The sequence below is a fragment of the Bacillus sp. NPDC094106 genome, from assembly GCF_044764345.1.
In the GTDB taxonomy this organism is placed as follows: domain Bacteria; phylum Bacillota; class Bacilli; order Bacillales; family Bacillaceae_G; genus Bacillus_A.
Genome location: NZ_JBIWHY010000004.1, coordinates 1 through 13,677 on the forward strand (window position 1 = coordinate 1; position 13,677 = coordinate 13,677).

Annotated in this window: 16 protein-coding genes; 6 read left to right on the forward strand and 10 right to left on the reverse strand. The window is 35.6% G+C overall.

What is annotated here, in order from left to right:
- Positions 1 to 369: 369 nt before the first annotated feature.
- Positions 370 to 987, forward strand: coding sequence for an ImmA/IrrE family metallo-endopeptidase (locus ACIQ7L_RS06650; protein WP_400567681.1), 618 nt, complete (start codon positions 370 to 372; stop codon positions 985 to 987).
- Positions 988 to 1,015: 28 nt separating this feature from the next.
- Here ACIQ7L_RS06650 and ACIQ7L_RS06655 read toward each other — a convergent pair whose 3' ends face one another.
- Both ACIQ7L_RS06655 and ACIQ7L_RS06660 read right to left on the reverse strand, forming a co-directional pair.
- Positions 1,016 to 1,789, reverse strand: coding sequence for a DUF1129 domain-containing protein (locus tag ACIQ7L_RS06655; protein WP_400568166.1), 774 nt, complete (start codon positions 1,787 to 1,789; stop codon positions 1,016 to 1,018).
- Positions 1,789 to 2,121 (reverse strand): PadR family transcriptional regulator, encoded by a 333-nt coding sequence (locus ACIQ7L_RS06660; protein WP_097896665.1) that lies wholly within the window; start codon positions 2,119 to 2,121, stop codon positions 1,789 to 1,791. Before ACIQ7L_RS06660 ends, ACIQ7L_RS06655 begins: the two co-directional genes overlap by 1 nt.
- Before the next feature lie 195 nt (positions 2,122 to 2,316).
- Between ACIQ7L_RS06660 and ACIQ7L_RS06665 the strand changes: the two genes are divergently transcribed.
- Positions 2,317 to 3,093: a 3-hydroxybutyrate dehydrogenase gene (locus tag ACIQ7L_RS06665; RefSeq protein WP_400567683.1), complete on the forward strand. Its 777-nt coding sequence runs from the start codon at positions 2,317 to 2,319 to the stop codon at positions 3,091 to 3,093.
- Between the two features lie 194 nt (positions 3,094 to 3,287).
- Here the strand turns inward: ACIQ7L_RS06665 and ACIQ7L_RS06670 are convergent, their stop codons facing one another.
- On the reverse strand, positions 3,288 to 3,449 hold the full coding sequence (locus tag ACIQ7L_RS06670; RefSeq protein WP_097896668.1) for a YvrJ family protein: 162 nt from the start codon (positions 3,447 to 3,449) through the stop codon (positions 3,288 to 3,290).
- A gap of 131 nt (positions 3,450 to 3,580) precedes the next feature.
- On the reverse strand, positions 3,581 to 4,360 hold the full coding sequence (locus tag ACIQ7L_RS06675) for a carbon-nitrogen family hydrolase (RefSeq protein ID WP_400567685.1): 780 nt from the start codon (positions 4,358 to 4,360) through the stop codon (positions 3,581 to 3,583).
- Positions 4,361 to 4,462: 102 nt separating this feature from the next.
- On the opposite strand from ACIQ7L_RS06675, the gene ACIQ7L_RS06680 reads away from it, so the two are divergent.
- On the forward strand, positions 4,463 to 5,653 hold the full coding sequence (locus tag ACIQ7L_RS06680) for a pyridoxal phosphate-dependent aminotransferase (protein ID WP_400567687.1): 1,191 nt from the start codon (positions 4,463 to 4,465) through the stop codon (positions 5,651 to 5,653).
- Between the two features lie 215 nt (positions 5,654 to 5,868).
- Positions 5,869 to 6,144, forward strand: a complete 276-nt coding sequence (locus ACIQ7L_RS06685) for a hypothetical protein (RefSeq protein WP_400567689.1) — start codon at positions 5,869 to 5,871, stop codon at positions 6,142 to 6,144.
- Between the two features lie 137 nt (positions 6,145 to 6,281).
- Here ACIQ7L_RS06685 and ACIQ7L_RS06690 read toward each other — a convergent pair whose 3' ends face one another.
- The 4 genes from ACIQ7L_RS06690 to ACIQ7L_RS06705 all read right to left on the reverse strand — a co-directional run bounded on the left by ACIQ7L_RS06690 (position 6,282) and on the right by ACIQ7L_RS06705 (position 10,018).
- Complete coding sequence (locus ACIQ7L_RS06690; protein ID WP_400567690.1) at positions 6,282 to 6,614, reverse strand: DUF3909 family protein; 333 nt, start codon at positions 6,612 to 6,614, stop codon at positions 6,282 to 6,284.
- 5 nt (positions 6,615 to 6,619) lie between these two features.
- A complete protein-coding gene (locus ACIQ7L_RS06695) occupies positions 6,620 to 7,498 on the reverse strand; it encodes an NAD(P)-dependent oxidoreductase (protein WP_400567692.1) in 879 nt (292 codons plus the stop codon).
- Positions 7,499 to 7,502: 4 nt separating this feature from the next.
- Positions 7,503 to 8,633 carry a serine hydrolase domain-containing protein gene (locus tag ACIQ7L_RS06700; RefSeq protein ID WP_400567693.1) on the reverse strand — a complete coding sequence of 377 codons (1,131 nt, stop codon included), beginning with the start codon at positions 8,631 to 8,633 and terminating at the stop codon, positions 7,503 to 7,505.
- Between the two features lie 92 nt (positions 8,634 to 8,725).
- A complete protein-coding gene (locus ACIQ7L_RS06705) occupies positions 8,726 to 10,018 on the reverse strand; it encodes a sensor domain-containing diguanylate cyclase (RefSeq protein WP_400568168.1) in 1,293 nt (430 codons plus the stop codon).
- Between the two features lie 354 nt (positions 10,019 to 10,372).
- On the opposite strand from ACIQ7L_RS06705, the gene ACIQ7L_RS06710 reads away from it, so the two are divergent.
- Together ACIQ7L_RS06710 and ACIQ7L_RS06715 are read left to right on the forward strand one after the other, a co-directional pair.
- Positions 10,373 to 10,990, forward strand: coding sequence for a nitroreductase family protein (locus ACIQ7L_RS06710; RefSeq protein WP_400567695.1), 618 nt, complete (start codon positions 10,373 to 10,375; stop codon positions 10,988 to 10,990).
- A 222-nt stretch (positions 10,991 to 11,212) separates the two neighbouring features.
- Entirely contained in the window at positions 11,213 to 11,431 is a 219-nt protein-coding gene (locus tag ACIQ7L_RS06715; RefSeq protein WP_400567697.1) for a hypothetical protein, read from the forward strand.
- Positions 11,432 to 11,627: 196 nt separating this feature from the next.
- On the opposite strand, the gene ptsP is transcribed toward ACIQ7L_RS06715, so the two are convergent.
- Positions 11,628 to 13,340 carry a phosphoenolpyruvate--protein phosphotransferase gene (gene ptsP, locus ACIQ7L_RS06720; protein WP_400567698.1) on the reverse strand — a complete coding sequence of 571 codons (1,713 nt, stop codon included), beginning with the start codon at positions 13,338 to 13,340 and terminating at the stop codon, positions 11,628 to 11,630.
- Positions 13,340 to 13,603, reverse strand: a complete 264-nt coding sequence (gene ptsH, locus ACIQ7L_RS06725; RefSeq protein ID WP_000411078.1) for a phosphocarrier protein HPr — start codon at positions 13,601 to 13,603, stop codon at positions 13,340 to 13,342. Before ptsH ends, ptsP begins: the two co-directional genes overlap by 1 nt.
- Positions 13,604 to 13,677: the final 74 nt, after the last annotated feature.

The window sequence follows — 13,677 nt, forward strand, 5'->3', positions numbered from 1 at the left end:
CCATAAAAACAGCCATCCTTTCATGGAGTATCCATGAAAGGATGGCTGTTTTTGTTTGAAATTATACATAGATAACCTTAACTTGATGGCTATGGACGTAAAACCCCTCTTTTTTAGGTGGGAGAGATAATCCGTCCATGTATAGAAGCGTCCAGATCCTTTTCTTGCCCCATGCTAAGTGAAAACAAAGAGAGAAAATAAGTAGCGATCACTTTTTGTTCTTCATAGCCGCGACTTATATGCTGGAAAATCAAAATGGATATATAGATACATAAAATCTAGTTACATATGGGAATTACATCCATACATATCACTTCTTTATCACATACAGTATGACAAGAAACTGTTTTCTATTTGAGGTGTTTTCCAATGAACCCATATATAAACATATGCATTTGTATTACCCCAGGATCCGATATTACAAACGACCGTATCGCAAAAGATTTAGCAGTTGCTGAATCAATATGGCACCCGATATCGTTTCAAATTAAAGATGTCATTACATTAGACGATTCCTTTCAATTTTACGATGAAGAAATTAGTTATATGGACTCTATACAAAAGCAACCAAAAGTTTCATCCTTTTTTTATACATGTGCATCACAATCTCCTGATTGTGATCTCTATATTTGCTATATCGGGAGCAATTATTTTAAAGAACACTCCGTCATTGCATGTGCCTACTCATTGGCTAAACAACAGTTTCTCACTGGATATATCGTTCTAACCAATTCCGCAGCCTCAATAAGAAACATATACACACTCGCTCATGAAATTGGACATATTTTATTTACAAGGCGTATGAATGGAAAGCTTACCCATGCAGATCCCCACTCGCCAACTGGATCTGAACATCACCCTTCTTCAAATAATCTCATGCATCCAATCGTCCCCCGTCCTGATAGAGTCAGCATGAATTCGTTATTAACAAGAGAACAGAAGAATTTGGCTTTGCAAAGTCCTTTATTACACAAAAAAAAACAGTAACTACAACCGTTACTGTTTAGAAAATAATCTACTCTAATCTAGCTGATTTCCTTCTATTGGCTTTCATCATAAATTCAATGAAAATAAGAATAAATATACTGCCATACAAGCACACTATCTGAAATAACATAGGAATTAAATCTTCTGACGTAAATGTTCTAAAAACAAACATGATAGAAAGAGGAATGACTAAATATAAAACTTTAAACCATCCTTCAAAATACACATTTGCAATTACTGTTACCATGAAGATTACTCCCGTTATCGTATAACTCTGTAATTGGTTCAATTCAATCATTCGTGTAGGGTACATCATATCGAGAATAATTACTGCTCCTAATACAACCATTGGGATGAACATCAATAAAACTTGAACAAACAATTGGTTTGAAATATTCAATCGAAAAGCTGTTTTACGAAAGGCAATATTAGGTGCTACAAGAGCAATCATTAATGCCGTACCGTACCCAATACATTGAAACAATGAGATCTGTAATTGGCCGCTATCATTTATAATTAAAACAGAAGCAATAATCCAAAACGCAACGATATTCATCACTGTATATCCGATTTGTTTCCAGCTCTCTTGCCTATCCTTTTCCATTATCCGAACAAGCTCGTTTGCGTATACTTTTGGTGAACTTCCGAAAATATCTTCTACACTTTTCCCATCATTTTCTCCTTCTATTAAATGCATTTCAGCATCCTCTAAAAAACTCTCAACATCACTTTCTTTTACACCCTTTGCTGTTAAAAACATTCTCATATTTAACAAGAAATTTTGCGCTTCAGTAGATAGCATCATCCTCGTCTCCCCTTTCCTTTCAGCAAGCGCTCTACACTACTTTGCATTGCTTCCCAGCGATCCATAAATTCATCTAGTGCATCTTCACCTTTTTCTGTTAATGTATAATATTTCCGCTTCGGGCCAGATGGAGATTCCTTCATCGTACTTGTGATTAATCCTTCCTTTTGCATCCTTATTAAAAGCGGATAAATGCTTCCTTCACTAGCCATCGTGAAACCATACTTCGCTAACTTTTCACTCATCTCATATCCGTATATTTCTCCTTCAGAAATGATGGCAAGAAGACACCCTTCTAAAATCCCTTTCAGCATTTGACTTGTCGACATAATTCAAATCCTCCTTCTATATTGTTTTACAAGATAGATAAACGTAAGTATCTTGCTTTACAAAATAGTATAGCAAAAGCTATTTTGCAAAGCAAGATAGCTAAGTGTATTTTTCCATATGTTTGCAGGATTTTCATTATATGCTCTCTAAATAGAGCAATAAGACAAATCTTATGTAAAGGAGTGTTTTTCATCATGGTTACAAATCGAGTTATCTTTTTAACAGGTGCTGCAAGTGGGATTGGGTATGAAATGGGAAGGGCATTCGCGAAAGAAGGGGCAAAGGTTGTGATTAGCGATCGCCTCGAAGATCACGCAAAAGAAGCTGCTGAGCAGTTGCAAAAAGAAGGCTATCATGCAATTGGTTTGAAATGTGATGTTACATCAGAACAGGAAATTGAAGAAGCAATTTCTAAAACAGTGACAGACTTTGGTTCATTAGATGTCTTAATTAATAATGCAGGGATGCAACATGTTTCACCCATTGAAGACTTCCCAACAGATAAGTTTGAATTACTCATTAGAATTATGCAAATTGCACCGTTTATTGCAATAAAACATGCTTTTCCTATTATGAAAAAGCAAAAGTATGGCCGAATTATAAATGTAGCTTCTATTAATGGTCTTGTTGGATTTGCTGGAAAAGCTGCTTATAATAGCGCGAAGCATGGTGTAATTGGTTTGACAAAAGTAGCAGCCTTAGAAGGAGCTGTTCATGGCATCACTGTAAACGCCCTTTGTCCAGGCTATGTTGACACCCCCCTTGTCCGTAATCAACTTCAGGACTTAGCGACAACGCGAAACGTTCCACTAGAAAGAGTATTAGAAGATATCATTTATCCACTCGTACCACAAAAGCGATTGCTTACTGTTCAGGAAATTGCCGATTATGCTTTATTTTTAGCAAGTGAAAAAGCAAAAGGAATAACTGGCCAAGCAGTTGTTATTGATGGAGGTTATACAGCGCAATAATCTTTATTGAAAAAGGCTTTACTCATTAAGAGCAGCATCCTTTTTTATCCTGCTATTTGCGGACAATAAGATCCCCACTTCAAAATGTGGCGAAAGCAAAGAAGTTAGGTGGGGAATCAACTGTCCGTAAAAGTCCGATTCGTGAAGGCTAATAATCAGTGGTGGATGAAGCACCCATTGATTAAAGTTTCACTTTATTTTGTTTCATGAGGAGTTTCGTATCTTTTCATTTGCTGCGGGAGTTTCTCTATTGCGACAATTACACCATCTAATTTATTTTCAATACGATGTAGTAAATATAACGTCACAACAATCGGAAACCCTACATTACCAATCATCGAGATCCATTCCTCCATCTATTTCTCCCTCCTTTCTTTTAAATAAATAAGAATAAGAAAGGAAATTAGGCATAAAAAAACAAGCTACTACACATTAGCTTGTTTTTTTATGAAGACTACAACAAGAATAAAAATCATTTACCAATATTTTATTTATATAATTCTGGACGGCGATCAACAAAAACTGGAATGCCTCTGCGGACTTCCTTAACCTTTTCTAATTCTATTTTCCCATGCAAAATGGCTTCTTCTTCGTCTGCTTCGACCACGATTTCTCCCCATGGATCAACAATAAGAGAATGTCCAGCAAACACATTATTTGGATCTGCTCCTGCTCTATTACACGCAACCACATAGCATTGATTTTCAATTGCTCTCGCTTGAAGAAGCAATCTCCAATGTGCTAAACGAACGAGCGGCCATTCTGCTACAACGAATAACACTTCCGCACCTTTCACTGTATGAACGCGCATCCATTCTGGAAAACGAATATCATAACAAATTGTTCCCCCGCACTGCACATGATCTAAAGTAAACTCACCTGTCCCAGCACCAGCTATCAAATACTTATGTTCATCCATTAGCTGAAACAAATGCACTTTACTATACTCCTTCTGTAAGTTACCTTCGCGATCCACAATATACATCGTATTCGTAACACCTTGACTTGTCTGCTTCGCAATAGAACCGCCAACAATATTTACAGCAAACTGCTTCGACCACTTTGTAAGAAGTTCTCTTGTTTCGACTCCATCTTCATCGGCAATTTCAGGCAGTCTCTTTAAGTCATAACCAGTTGTCCAAAGTTCTGGTAATACGATTACATCTGGTTTTTCTTGCATTGCTTGTTCTATTTTTTTCTTTGCATGTTCAATATTTGTTTTCACATCACCAAAAGCAATATCTATTTGAATACATGCAACTTTCATTTCGCCAACCCCATTCTCAATTATTTTCCCCTTTACAAAGCCTTGGAAAGATTATATCATTTGTCACTAGAATTGTGACAATTTTCGAAAGAGGTGGAAAGTATGAAAAATTTTCAACCTTCCAAGGTTGTAACATCACTGCCAACGCAATTTTTCGCTTCACTTGTTGCAAAAATTAACAAAGTAGTCGAAGCGGGTCACGATGTTATCAATTTAGGACAAGGCAATCCAGATCAACCAACACCGCCGCATATCGTAAAAGCCTTACAACATGCAGCAGAAAAAACAGTTCATCATAAATATCCGCCATTTCGTGGACATGAAAACTTAAAAAAAGCCGTTGCAACATTCTATGAACGTGAATACGGAGTCAAAGTCAATCCCAAAACAGAAGTCGCTATTTTATTTGGCGGTAAAGCAGGATTAGTTGAATTACCCCTTTGTTTTACCAATCCTGGTGATACAATTCTTGTACCAGATCCCGGATACCCTGACTATTTATCTGGCGTCGCTTTAGCAAAAGCACAATTTGAAACCATGCCACTCGTTGCAGAAAATAATTTTTTACCGGATTATACCAAAATAAGCACTACCACCACCGAACAAGCAAAACTAATGTTTTTAAATTATCCAAACAACCCAACTGGTGCTGTCGCCTCCAAGGAATTCTTTGAAGAAACGATAGCTTTTGCAGAGGACCATGATATTTTAGTTGTTCATGACTTTGCCTATGGCGCAATTGGTTTTGATGGTAAAAAGCCAATTAGCTTCTTACAAGCCAAAGGTGCTAAAAGTGTGGGGATTGAAATTTATACATTATCGAAAACATTTAATATGGCTGGTTGGCGCATTGCTTTTGCAGTTGGTAACAAAAGTGTTATTGAAACAATCAATCTATTACAAGACCATATATACGTCAGCATTTTTGGTGCTGTGCAAGAGGCTTCCTGCGAAGCACTATTAAGCTCACAATCTTGTGTAACTGAACTAGTTAATCGTTATGAATCTAGAAGGAACGCCCTTATTAAAGCTTGTCGCTCAATTGGTTGGGATGTCACCTCACCAAAGGGATCATTCTTTGCTTGGCTTCCCGTCCCAAAAGGTTTTACATCTGAACAATTTACCGACATATTACTAGAACAAGCACATGTTGCGGTTGCTCCTGGCGTTGGGTTTGGTGAATATGGTGAAGGCTATGTAAGAGTTGGCCTCTTACACACAGAAGAGCGATTGCAAGAAGCTATTTACCGAATCCAGAAATTAAAAATTTTCAAAAATCCATTGACAACCTGAAAAAACTCTGTCAAAATTCAAACACCCTTCTATGGATCAGGCTTATTTCACTATTGTGAAATAAGCCTATTTTTTATTTCTCTACATTTTTTATTTTATCAAGTGCTTTTATTAATAAATTTTGAACATTTTTTGAACTTTTTCGGAAAATTCTGTTTAAAATGTGATATAATACAAATAATAGAAAAGAAAACTGCAAATAGAGGGGGAAAATCATGAATTTAATTATGGCACTTATAATTGGGGTTACATGTGGAGCTGTTCCTGCCATTCTCGGAGCAATTATGGAGGAATTAGAAATCGGTATGTTAGGTTTTGTCGCATCATCTGTAAGCGCTTTATTTTTCGGATTGTACGGTGCTATTCCTGTCACTATTCTTTTTGCATTTTATATATTACGTCACGCTCGCACAAAACAATTCGGTCGCAATCATATCGCTCAAGTTATTCCATTTCCAATTGAACGAACTCGTCGTGCTTCTAGTTTATAATCCATTACAATTTAGTCTTTCTTTCATCCTCATACACACATCTATCCAAATATATCCCGCTTTCATAAAATACTCTCTTACAACTTCCTTAAATAATCATTGTATACAAAAGAAAAAAGTCCTCGTTTGAGGACTTTTTATTTATTATCTTCCAAAAATTGAAATAGCTCCTGTAAATGAAGTGCATCTTCTCCGTAGCTAACAGACACATAGCTTACCCCATCAATGTCAGCATTCATATAGAGGTCAATTCCTTCACGATCATATTTTAAAGCTAAATAAAATTCCATTTCTTCTATCATCTTCTTTGATGTTCGAATAACATAATGACCATTCTCACCACGCCCATATTCAAAATTCGGCTCAAAATCATACTTTTGTTTAAATGCAGCTTTTTGTTTATCATTAATTGGTGTACAAGTTACGCGCTGCACGGCATCAATCATTCCATCAAACTTTTCTAAATTCATTTATTTTACCCCTTTATGTACTTTTTATACAATACTTGTGTCCCACTATCCTCTTCTCCAGCCTCCATTAACTGTTCATATAAATCCTTCGCCAAAGATAAACCTGGTACAGGTAATTGTAACTTTTCAGCCTCATCTAATGCAATCTTCATGTCCTTCATAAAGTGTTTTACATAAAATCCTGGTGCAAAGTCTTCTTTTAACATACGCGGAGCTAAATTACTTAATGACCAGCTACCAGCAGCTCCAGTTGAAATACTCTGTAATACTTTATCTGGATTTAACCCTGCTTTTTTGGCGTATGCTACTGCTTCACAAACACCTATCATATTTGATGCAATTGCAATTTGATTACACATCTTTGTATGCTGTCCGCTTCCTGCCGGCCCTTGTAGTTGAATGTTTCCCCCTAGTTTCTCAAATAAAGGTAAACAAACTTCATACACTTCTTGATCTCCACCAATCATAATGGCAAGTCTTCCTTCTTTTGCGCCAATATCTCCTCCCGATACTGGTGCATCTAGGGTATGTACATTCTTTGTTTTTCCAGCTTCATATATGCGCTTGGCTAACGTAGGTGTAGATGTTGTAAAATCAATTGCAATTGTCCCTTCACTCGCATGCCCTAAAATTCCCTCTGTTCCAAAATAAATTTCTTCTACATCATGCGGATAACCTACCATCGTCATAACAACATCAACGTTTTTCACCAAATCTTTTGGTGTATCACACCAATTTGCTCCTTCTTTTACTAAAGAAGCCGCTTTTTCTTTCGTACGATTATACACATATACTTCATAGCCACCTTGTAATAAATGCTGTACCATACTTTTTCCCATAACACCCGTGCCAATAAAACCAATTGATGAAATTTTATGTTTCATCTTCTCATCTCCCTTGTTCTAATAAATCGCTTACCATCTTCCGGAATTCTTTATTAAAATCGTCATCCATACTATTTTTTACATTTGAAAATAAAATAACAAAAGTCCCTTTATCTTTATTAAAGTTATTAAACGTATTCCAGCCATTAAGTACACCATGGTTATGAAAATAATCAGGATTTATATAAAAACTAAATGCATATTTTCGTTCTGGTGAAGGCGTAAACATTGCTTGTATGCTTTGCTCTGAAAGAAGTTTTCCATTTATAATTGCTTCATCTAGTTTCTTCATATCCCCAACTGTAGTATACATCTCACCACAACCATATAACCACTCCATTCCTAATTTTGGCACAGGTACTAGTACATTATCTTTCTTTTTATAGCCTTTAGTAAAATGCTGTTCTCCCGGTACCATATCCCCCATACCTGATTCATGCATTTCTGCTTTTGCAAATATATTTTCCTTTACGTACTCTCCCAAAGGCTTTTTAGAGATATTCTCTATAATATAAGCAAGCACCATATAATTATAATCCGTATATCTCCACCCTGTTCCTGGAGGAAACTCTAAATGTAGACTTCCAATCCAATTCACTAAATTTAAGCGTGATGCTGCATTTACCCTTCCTTTCCCAATCTCCGGTAAACCTGAAGTATGCGTTAACAGATGGTATAATGTAATATTTTTATCTATCGGAAATGAAGGGATATATTTATGTACATTGTCTTGAATATTTAACTTTCCCTGCTCTTGAAGTTGTAAAATTGATGTTGCGACAACAGTCTTAGTGATGGAACCAATGCGGTATTTTGTTTGTGGCGTATTTTCAATGTGATTTGGAACATCTGCATATCCGTATCCTTTGTTCAATACAACATGGTCTTTATCCGTAACGAGAACCGTTCCATTAAACTCTCTATCTTTTAAATATTGATCTAATTTTTGTGCTACACTAGCATAATCGATTGGCGGCTTCTCTTTTTTTTCCACATTATCCTGTAATTCAGACTCAACAGATGGGGTTTCCTTCGAAGTAAGTACCTTTTGTTTCTCTTGTTTATTAAAAAAATAGTACACACTTCCACATACTATAAAACACATCAAAAACATAATAATTATTTTTTTTATCATTCAAAAACCTCCACGGTTACTTCATTATAAATGGCCTCCTCTTTCTATTATCAAGCAACAAAAAAAAATCGCAACACTTTGTTGCGAAAAAATTACATTTTTTCTTTTCTATATACACGAACTTGGTTTTTTCCATTTTTTTTTGCTTCGTACAAAGCAACATCTGCTCGCTGTACTAATTCTTCTCTCATAATTCCTGGTTCATATAATGCAATCCCAAAACTTGCCGTTAACTTTGAAATCCCAGAAAATTGTTTTGTTTCAATAAAAAAACGTAATGATTCAGCAACTTGGAATGCCTCTTTTTCCGTTGTATTTGTAACTAGTATGATAAATTCTTCTCCCCCCCATCGTGCAAATATGTGCTGAGATTCAATTTTAGATTTCATAAGTTCTGCTAATTGAATTAATGCCAAATCACCAAAATCATGACCATACGTGTCATTTACCTTTTTAAAATCATCTATATCAAACAGAATAAGTGCTATTTTTTGATTGTTTCTTTTCGTATTCTCCCATTTTTCTTCTAATATTTGTTGAAATTTTAAACGATTATATATTTCTGTTAAAGAGTCAATTGTAGCAAGTCGTTCTTGCTCCTGATATAATTCATCTAATTCCGTAATATCTGTACACTTAACAATAAACCTAGACAAATCTTCTGGTAAAGGTGCAGCACGTAGTAAAAAAACAAATTCATCCCCTTCATGATTGTGCATCTTGATTTTCCTACCTTGTGATAAAGAATCATCCAACCAAGTTATATCATGATTTGTTGCATAGTATCCATGCTCCTGAATGAAATGTTCTGCAAATACTATATGCTGTTCTCGGTATGAAATTAAATTTTCATACCCAAAAAAGTTTAAAAAGTTCGTATTACAATCAACAATTTCATCATCTTCCATAATAAACAATAAATCATTTTGGAAATCAAACATCATTTGAAGAAGCTCTTGTTGAAAACTGACTTGCTGTAATAATGACAACTGATAGAGGCTCTTATTCACCTCTTCTAACACAACTTGCGGAGTAACAGGAGCAACAACGATATTCCGTATTCCTATTTTAAGTAATTCCACAAACTTTGATGTTACGGGCTGATCCCAAATAATAATGAAAGAACTCTGTGAATTATACAGTTGTTTTATATGTTCTACTTGCATACTATCTGACACATACATGATTACAATTTGTGGACGCACTCTCTTAAACAACATTTTTCCTTCTTCAAAACTGCTCGCTATAAACATACACTTTGGATGTATATTCTCTATTGTATGCTGATGATTGCGCCCTTCTTCTATATAAAGTACATTTAGCCGGAGATCCTGTAATACATTTTGAAAAACCGTATTCTCTAATAAAAAATGTAGTATGTTCATCACTGATCTTCACTCACTTCATATATCTTGTTCTACTGAATTCCTCACGATCCTTTTTTATAGGCGATTGTCAGCAAAAGAACCCGATTGGTGAGGCCTAAACATCAGCAGGAACGAAGAGCTCTCCCACTGATAGGAGATTTATTTTGCCTATCTTTCTATGTGAATTACCTTTTTATTGTATGATTACACGAATCATAACGTTTGTATGAATGCCCTCTTTTTATTCTATTCTTAAAAACTTGACAATCAAAATAAAGATATTATATTCTTTATCAGTGACAACTTACAAAATGTAAGTAAAAGACATGTTATTTATTTTTATAAATCGATATATAATTTGGAGGATATATGATGACAAAGCAAGATTTCTTTAGCGTTTTATACGAGCGTACGTCTAATCGTGCATTCAATCCTAAAAAGGAAATTTCAAATGAGGAACTTCAAGAAATTTTAAAAGCAGCTTCCCAAGCACCTTCAGCTTGGAACCTACAACATTGGAAATTCCTTGTTTTTCAAGGTAAGGATGTACAAAGTCGTTTACATCCCATTGCATATAATCAGCAGCAAATTCTTGATGCCTCTGCCGTAGTCGCTGTTTTAGGAGATTTAGAAGCATATAAAAACATTACACCTGTTTATGGTCCAATTGTGGAACAAGGATTTATGAAAGAAGAAGCAAAAGAACGTTTGACACAAAATATTGAATCTGCATACACGCGTGAACAGTATCCACGAGATGCAGCCTTCTCAAATGCATCTTTAGCCGCGATGCAACTTATGCTTGCAGCTAAGGCAACTGGTTGGGATACTTGTGCGATTGGTGGTTTTAATTCACAAGCACTAATGGAAGAATTTAATGTTTCTTCTCGTTATGTACCAATCATGCTAATTACAATTGGTGAGTCTACTTTAAAAGGCCATCCAGCACCACGCATGAGTGTTGAGCAAGTAACTGAATGGGCTAAATAAAAAAACGAAGATATCCATCTTCGTTTTTTTATGTTATCTATTTGTAATATATCATATATAAAATTCGACATAATCGTGTAAAAACATTTTACTGCACTTCTTATCTATAATTAAACATGACGGATTATGTCGAATTTTATTTATCTCTTGAAATATAGAGGTGATTTTTTGTTACAATTATGATACAATAGTAACAAATAGATAACAAGAGAGGGATTTTCATTGAATTCATATGGAAGCTTTATTGCATTTTTAAGCTATGCCGTAACTGTACTGCTTCTATACTTTATTGGTGATGCTATGAATATTGCAATACTACAATTTCCAAAAGAAAAAGCATTCCAATTAGAAGAGGGGCTACATACCTCACACTTTATCGCACCATTACTGCTAGCTCTTCCGGTGTATATTATCGTTTTATATAAAAGCAAAAAAGTATAAAGACTGCCTTTTTATTAATGAGGATGGTCTTTTTTATTTTTATCCCGCTATTTGTGGACAGTAATACTCCCACCTCAAAATTCATTAGAATTTAAGTGGTGGATAGTTCACGTTCTAATGTGCCTAATAGATGATATAATTGCGATTTGCTAAAAAAACCTGAGACCGATTTCATCGGCTCAGGTTTTCTTTCTTATTAGATGCTTTTCACTAATTCAACAACTTCTTCAGCAGTTGCCATAGTTAATGCTTTTTGTGCTAACTCTTTCATATCTGCTTTTGACAACTTGCTTAGTTGTGTTCTTGCAGGAAGGATAGATGTTGCACTCATACTAAACTCATCTAGTCCTAATCCAAGTAATAATGGAATTGCAAGTGAATCTCCTGCCATCTCACCGCACATACCAGCCCATTTTCCTTCTTTATGAGCAGCATCGATAACCATTTTTACAAGACGTAAAATTGATGGGTTATACGGTTGGTATAAGTAAGATACACGCTCATTCATACGGTCTGCAGCCATTGTGTATTGAATTAAGTCGTTTGTTCCAATAGAGAAGAAATCAACTTCTTTAGCAAACTGGTCTGCTAATACCGCAGAAGCAGGGATTTCTACCATCATACCTACTTCAATAGCGTCAGAAACAGTTGTACCAGCTTGAACAAGTCTTTCTTTCTCTTCTAATAAAATTGCTTTTGCTTGACGGAATTCATCAAGAGTTGCAATCATTGGGAACATAATTTTTAAATTACCATATACGCTTGCACGAAGTAATGCACGAAGTTGTGTACGGAACACATCTTGCTCTTCAAGACATAAGCGAATTGCACGGTAACCTAAGAATGGGTTCATTTCTTTTGGTAAATGTAAGTATGGAAGTTCTTTATCTCCACCAATGTCAAGTGTACGAACAACAACTGGCTGACCCTCTTTTACACCTTCAAGAACTGCTTTATACGCTTCGAACTGTTCTTCTTCTGTTGGAAGATTGTCACGGCCCATGTATAAAAATTCTGTGCGGTATAAACCAACGCCTTCTCCACCATTGTCAATAATACCTTGTACATCGTTTGGTGTACCGATATTTGCAACAAGCTCAACATGATGTCCATCGCTTGTTACAGTTGGTTGATCCTTTAGCTTAGCCCATTCTACTTTTTGTTCTTCGAATTTTGCTTTCTTTTCTTCGAAAGCGCGAAGAGTTTCTTCAGATGGGTTCACAATTACTTCTCCATCTAAACCGTCGATGATTACCATATCGCCGTTCTGGATTTTCTCCATAACAACTTTTGTACCAACAACAGCTGGAATTTCCATAGAACGAGCCATAATTGCAGAGTGAGATGTACGTCCACCAATATCAGTTGTGAAACCTTTTGCATATTTGCGGTTTAATTGAGCTGTATCAGATGGTGTTAAATCTTCAGCAATAATGATCACTTCTTCAGAAATTGTACTTGGATTTGAGAAGTTAATTCCTAGTAAATGTGCAAGAACACGTTTCGTCACGTCGCGAATATCCGCCGCACGCTCTTTCATATATTCGTTATCCATGTTTTCAAACATAGTAATGAACATTGTTGCAACTTCGTCCATTGCAAATTCAGCATTTATTTTTTCATTATTTACTTTATCTTTCACTGGATTTACTAATTCTGGATCATTCAATACTAATAAATGTGCTTCAAAGATAGCAGCTTTATCAGCACCTAACTCAACAAAAGCATGGTCCTTAATAGCTTCTAGTTCAGATTTTGCTTTCTCAAGCGCAGCTTCTAAGCGTGCAATTTCTGCAGCTTCGTTCGAAATGTTTTTCTTTTCAATGTTAAACTCAGGATTCTCAAGTCTGAAAGCCTTCGCAATAGCAATCCCACTTGATGCAGCGATCCCTTGAATATTAAGAGTCATTACTCTCCTAAGCCTTCGTTTTTCATAGTTTCTTCGATAGCTGCTAGTGCTTGAGCTGCATCATCACCATTTGCAGTGATTTTAATTTCTGCGCCTTGTTGAATACCTAAAGACATAACGCCCATGATTGATTTTAAGTTAACGTTCTTACCATTATATTCTAAGTTAATGTCAGCACCGAATTTGCTTGCAGTGTTTACAAGTAGAGTTGCTGGACGAGCATGAATTCCAGAGTCGCTAGTTACTTTAAAGATTTTTTCCATAATAATTTATCTCCTTTAAATACAGTATTTTTTCGGTTGTATAGACGTGAGTACTACATCATCTATTGTATATA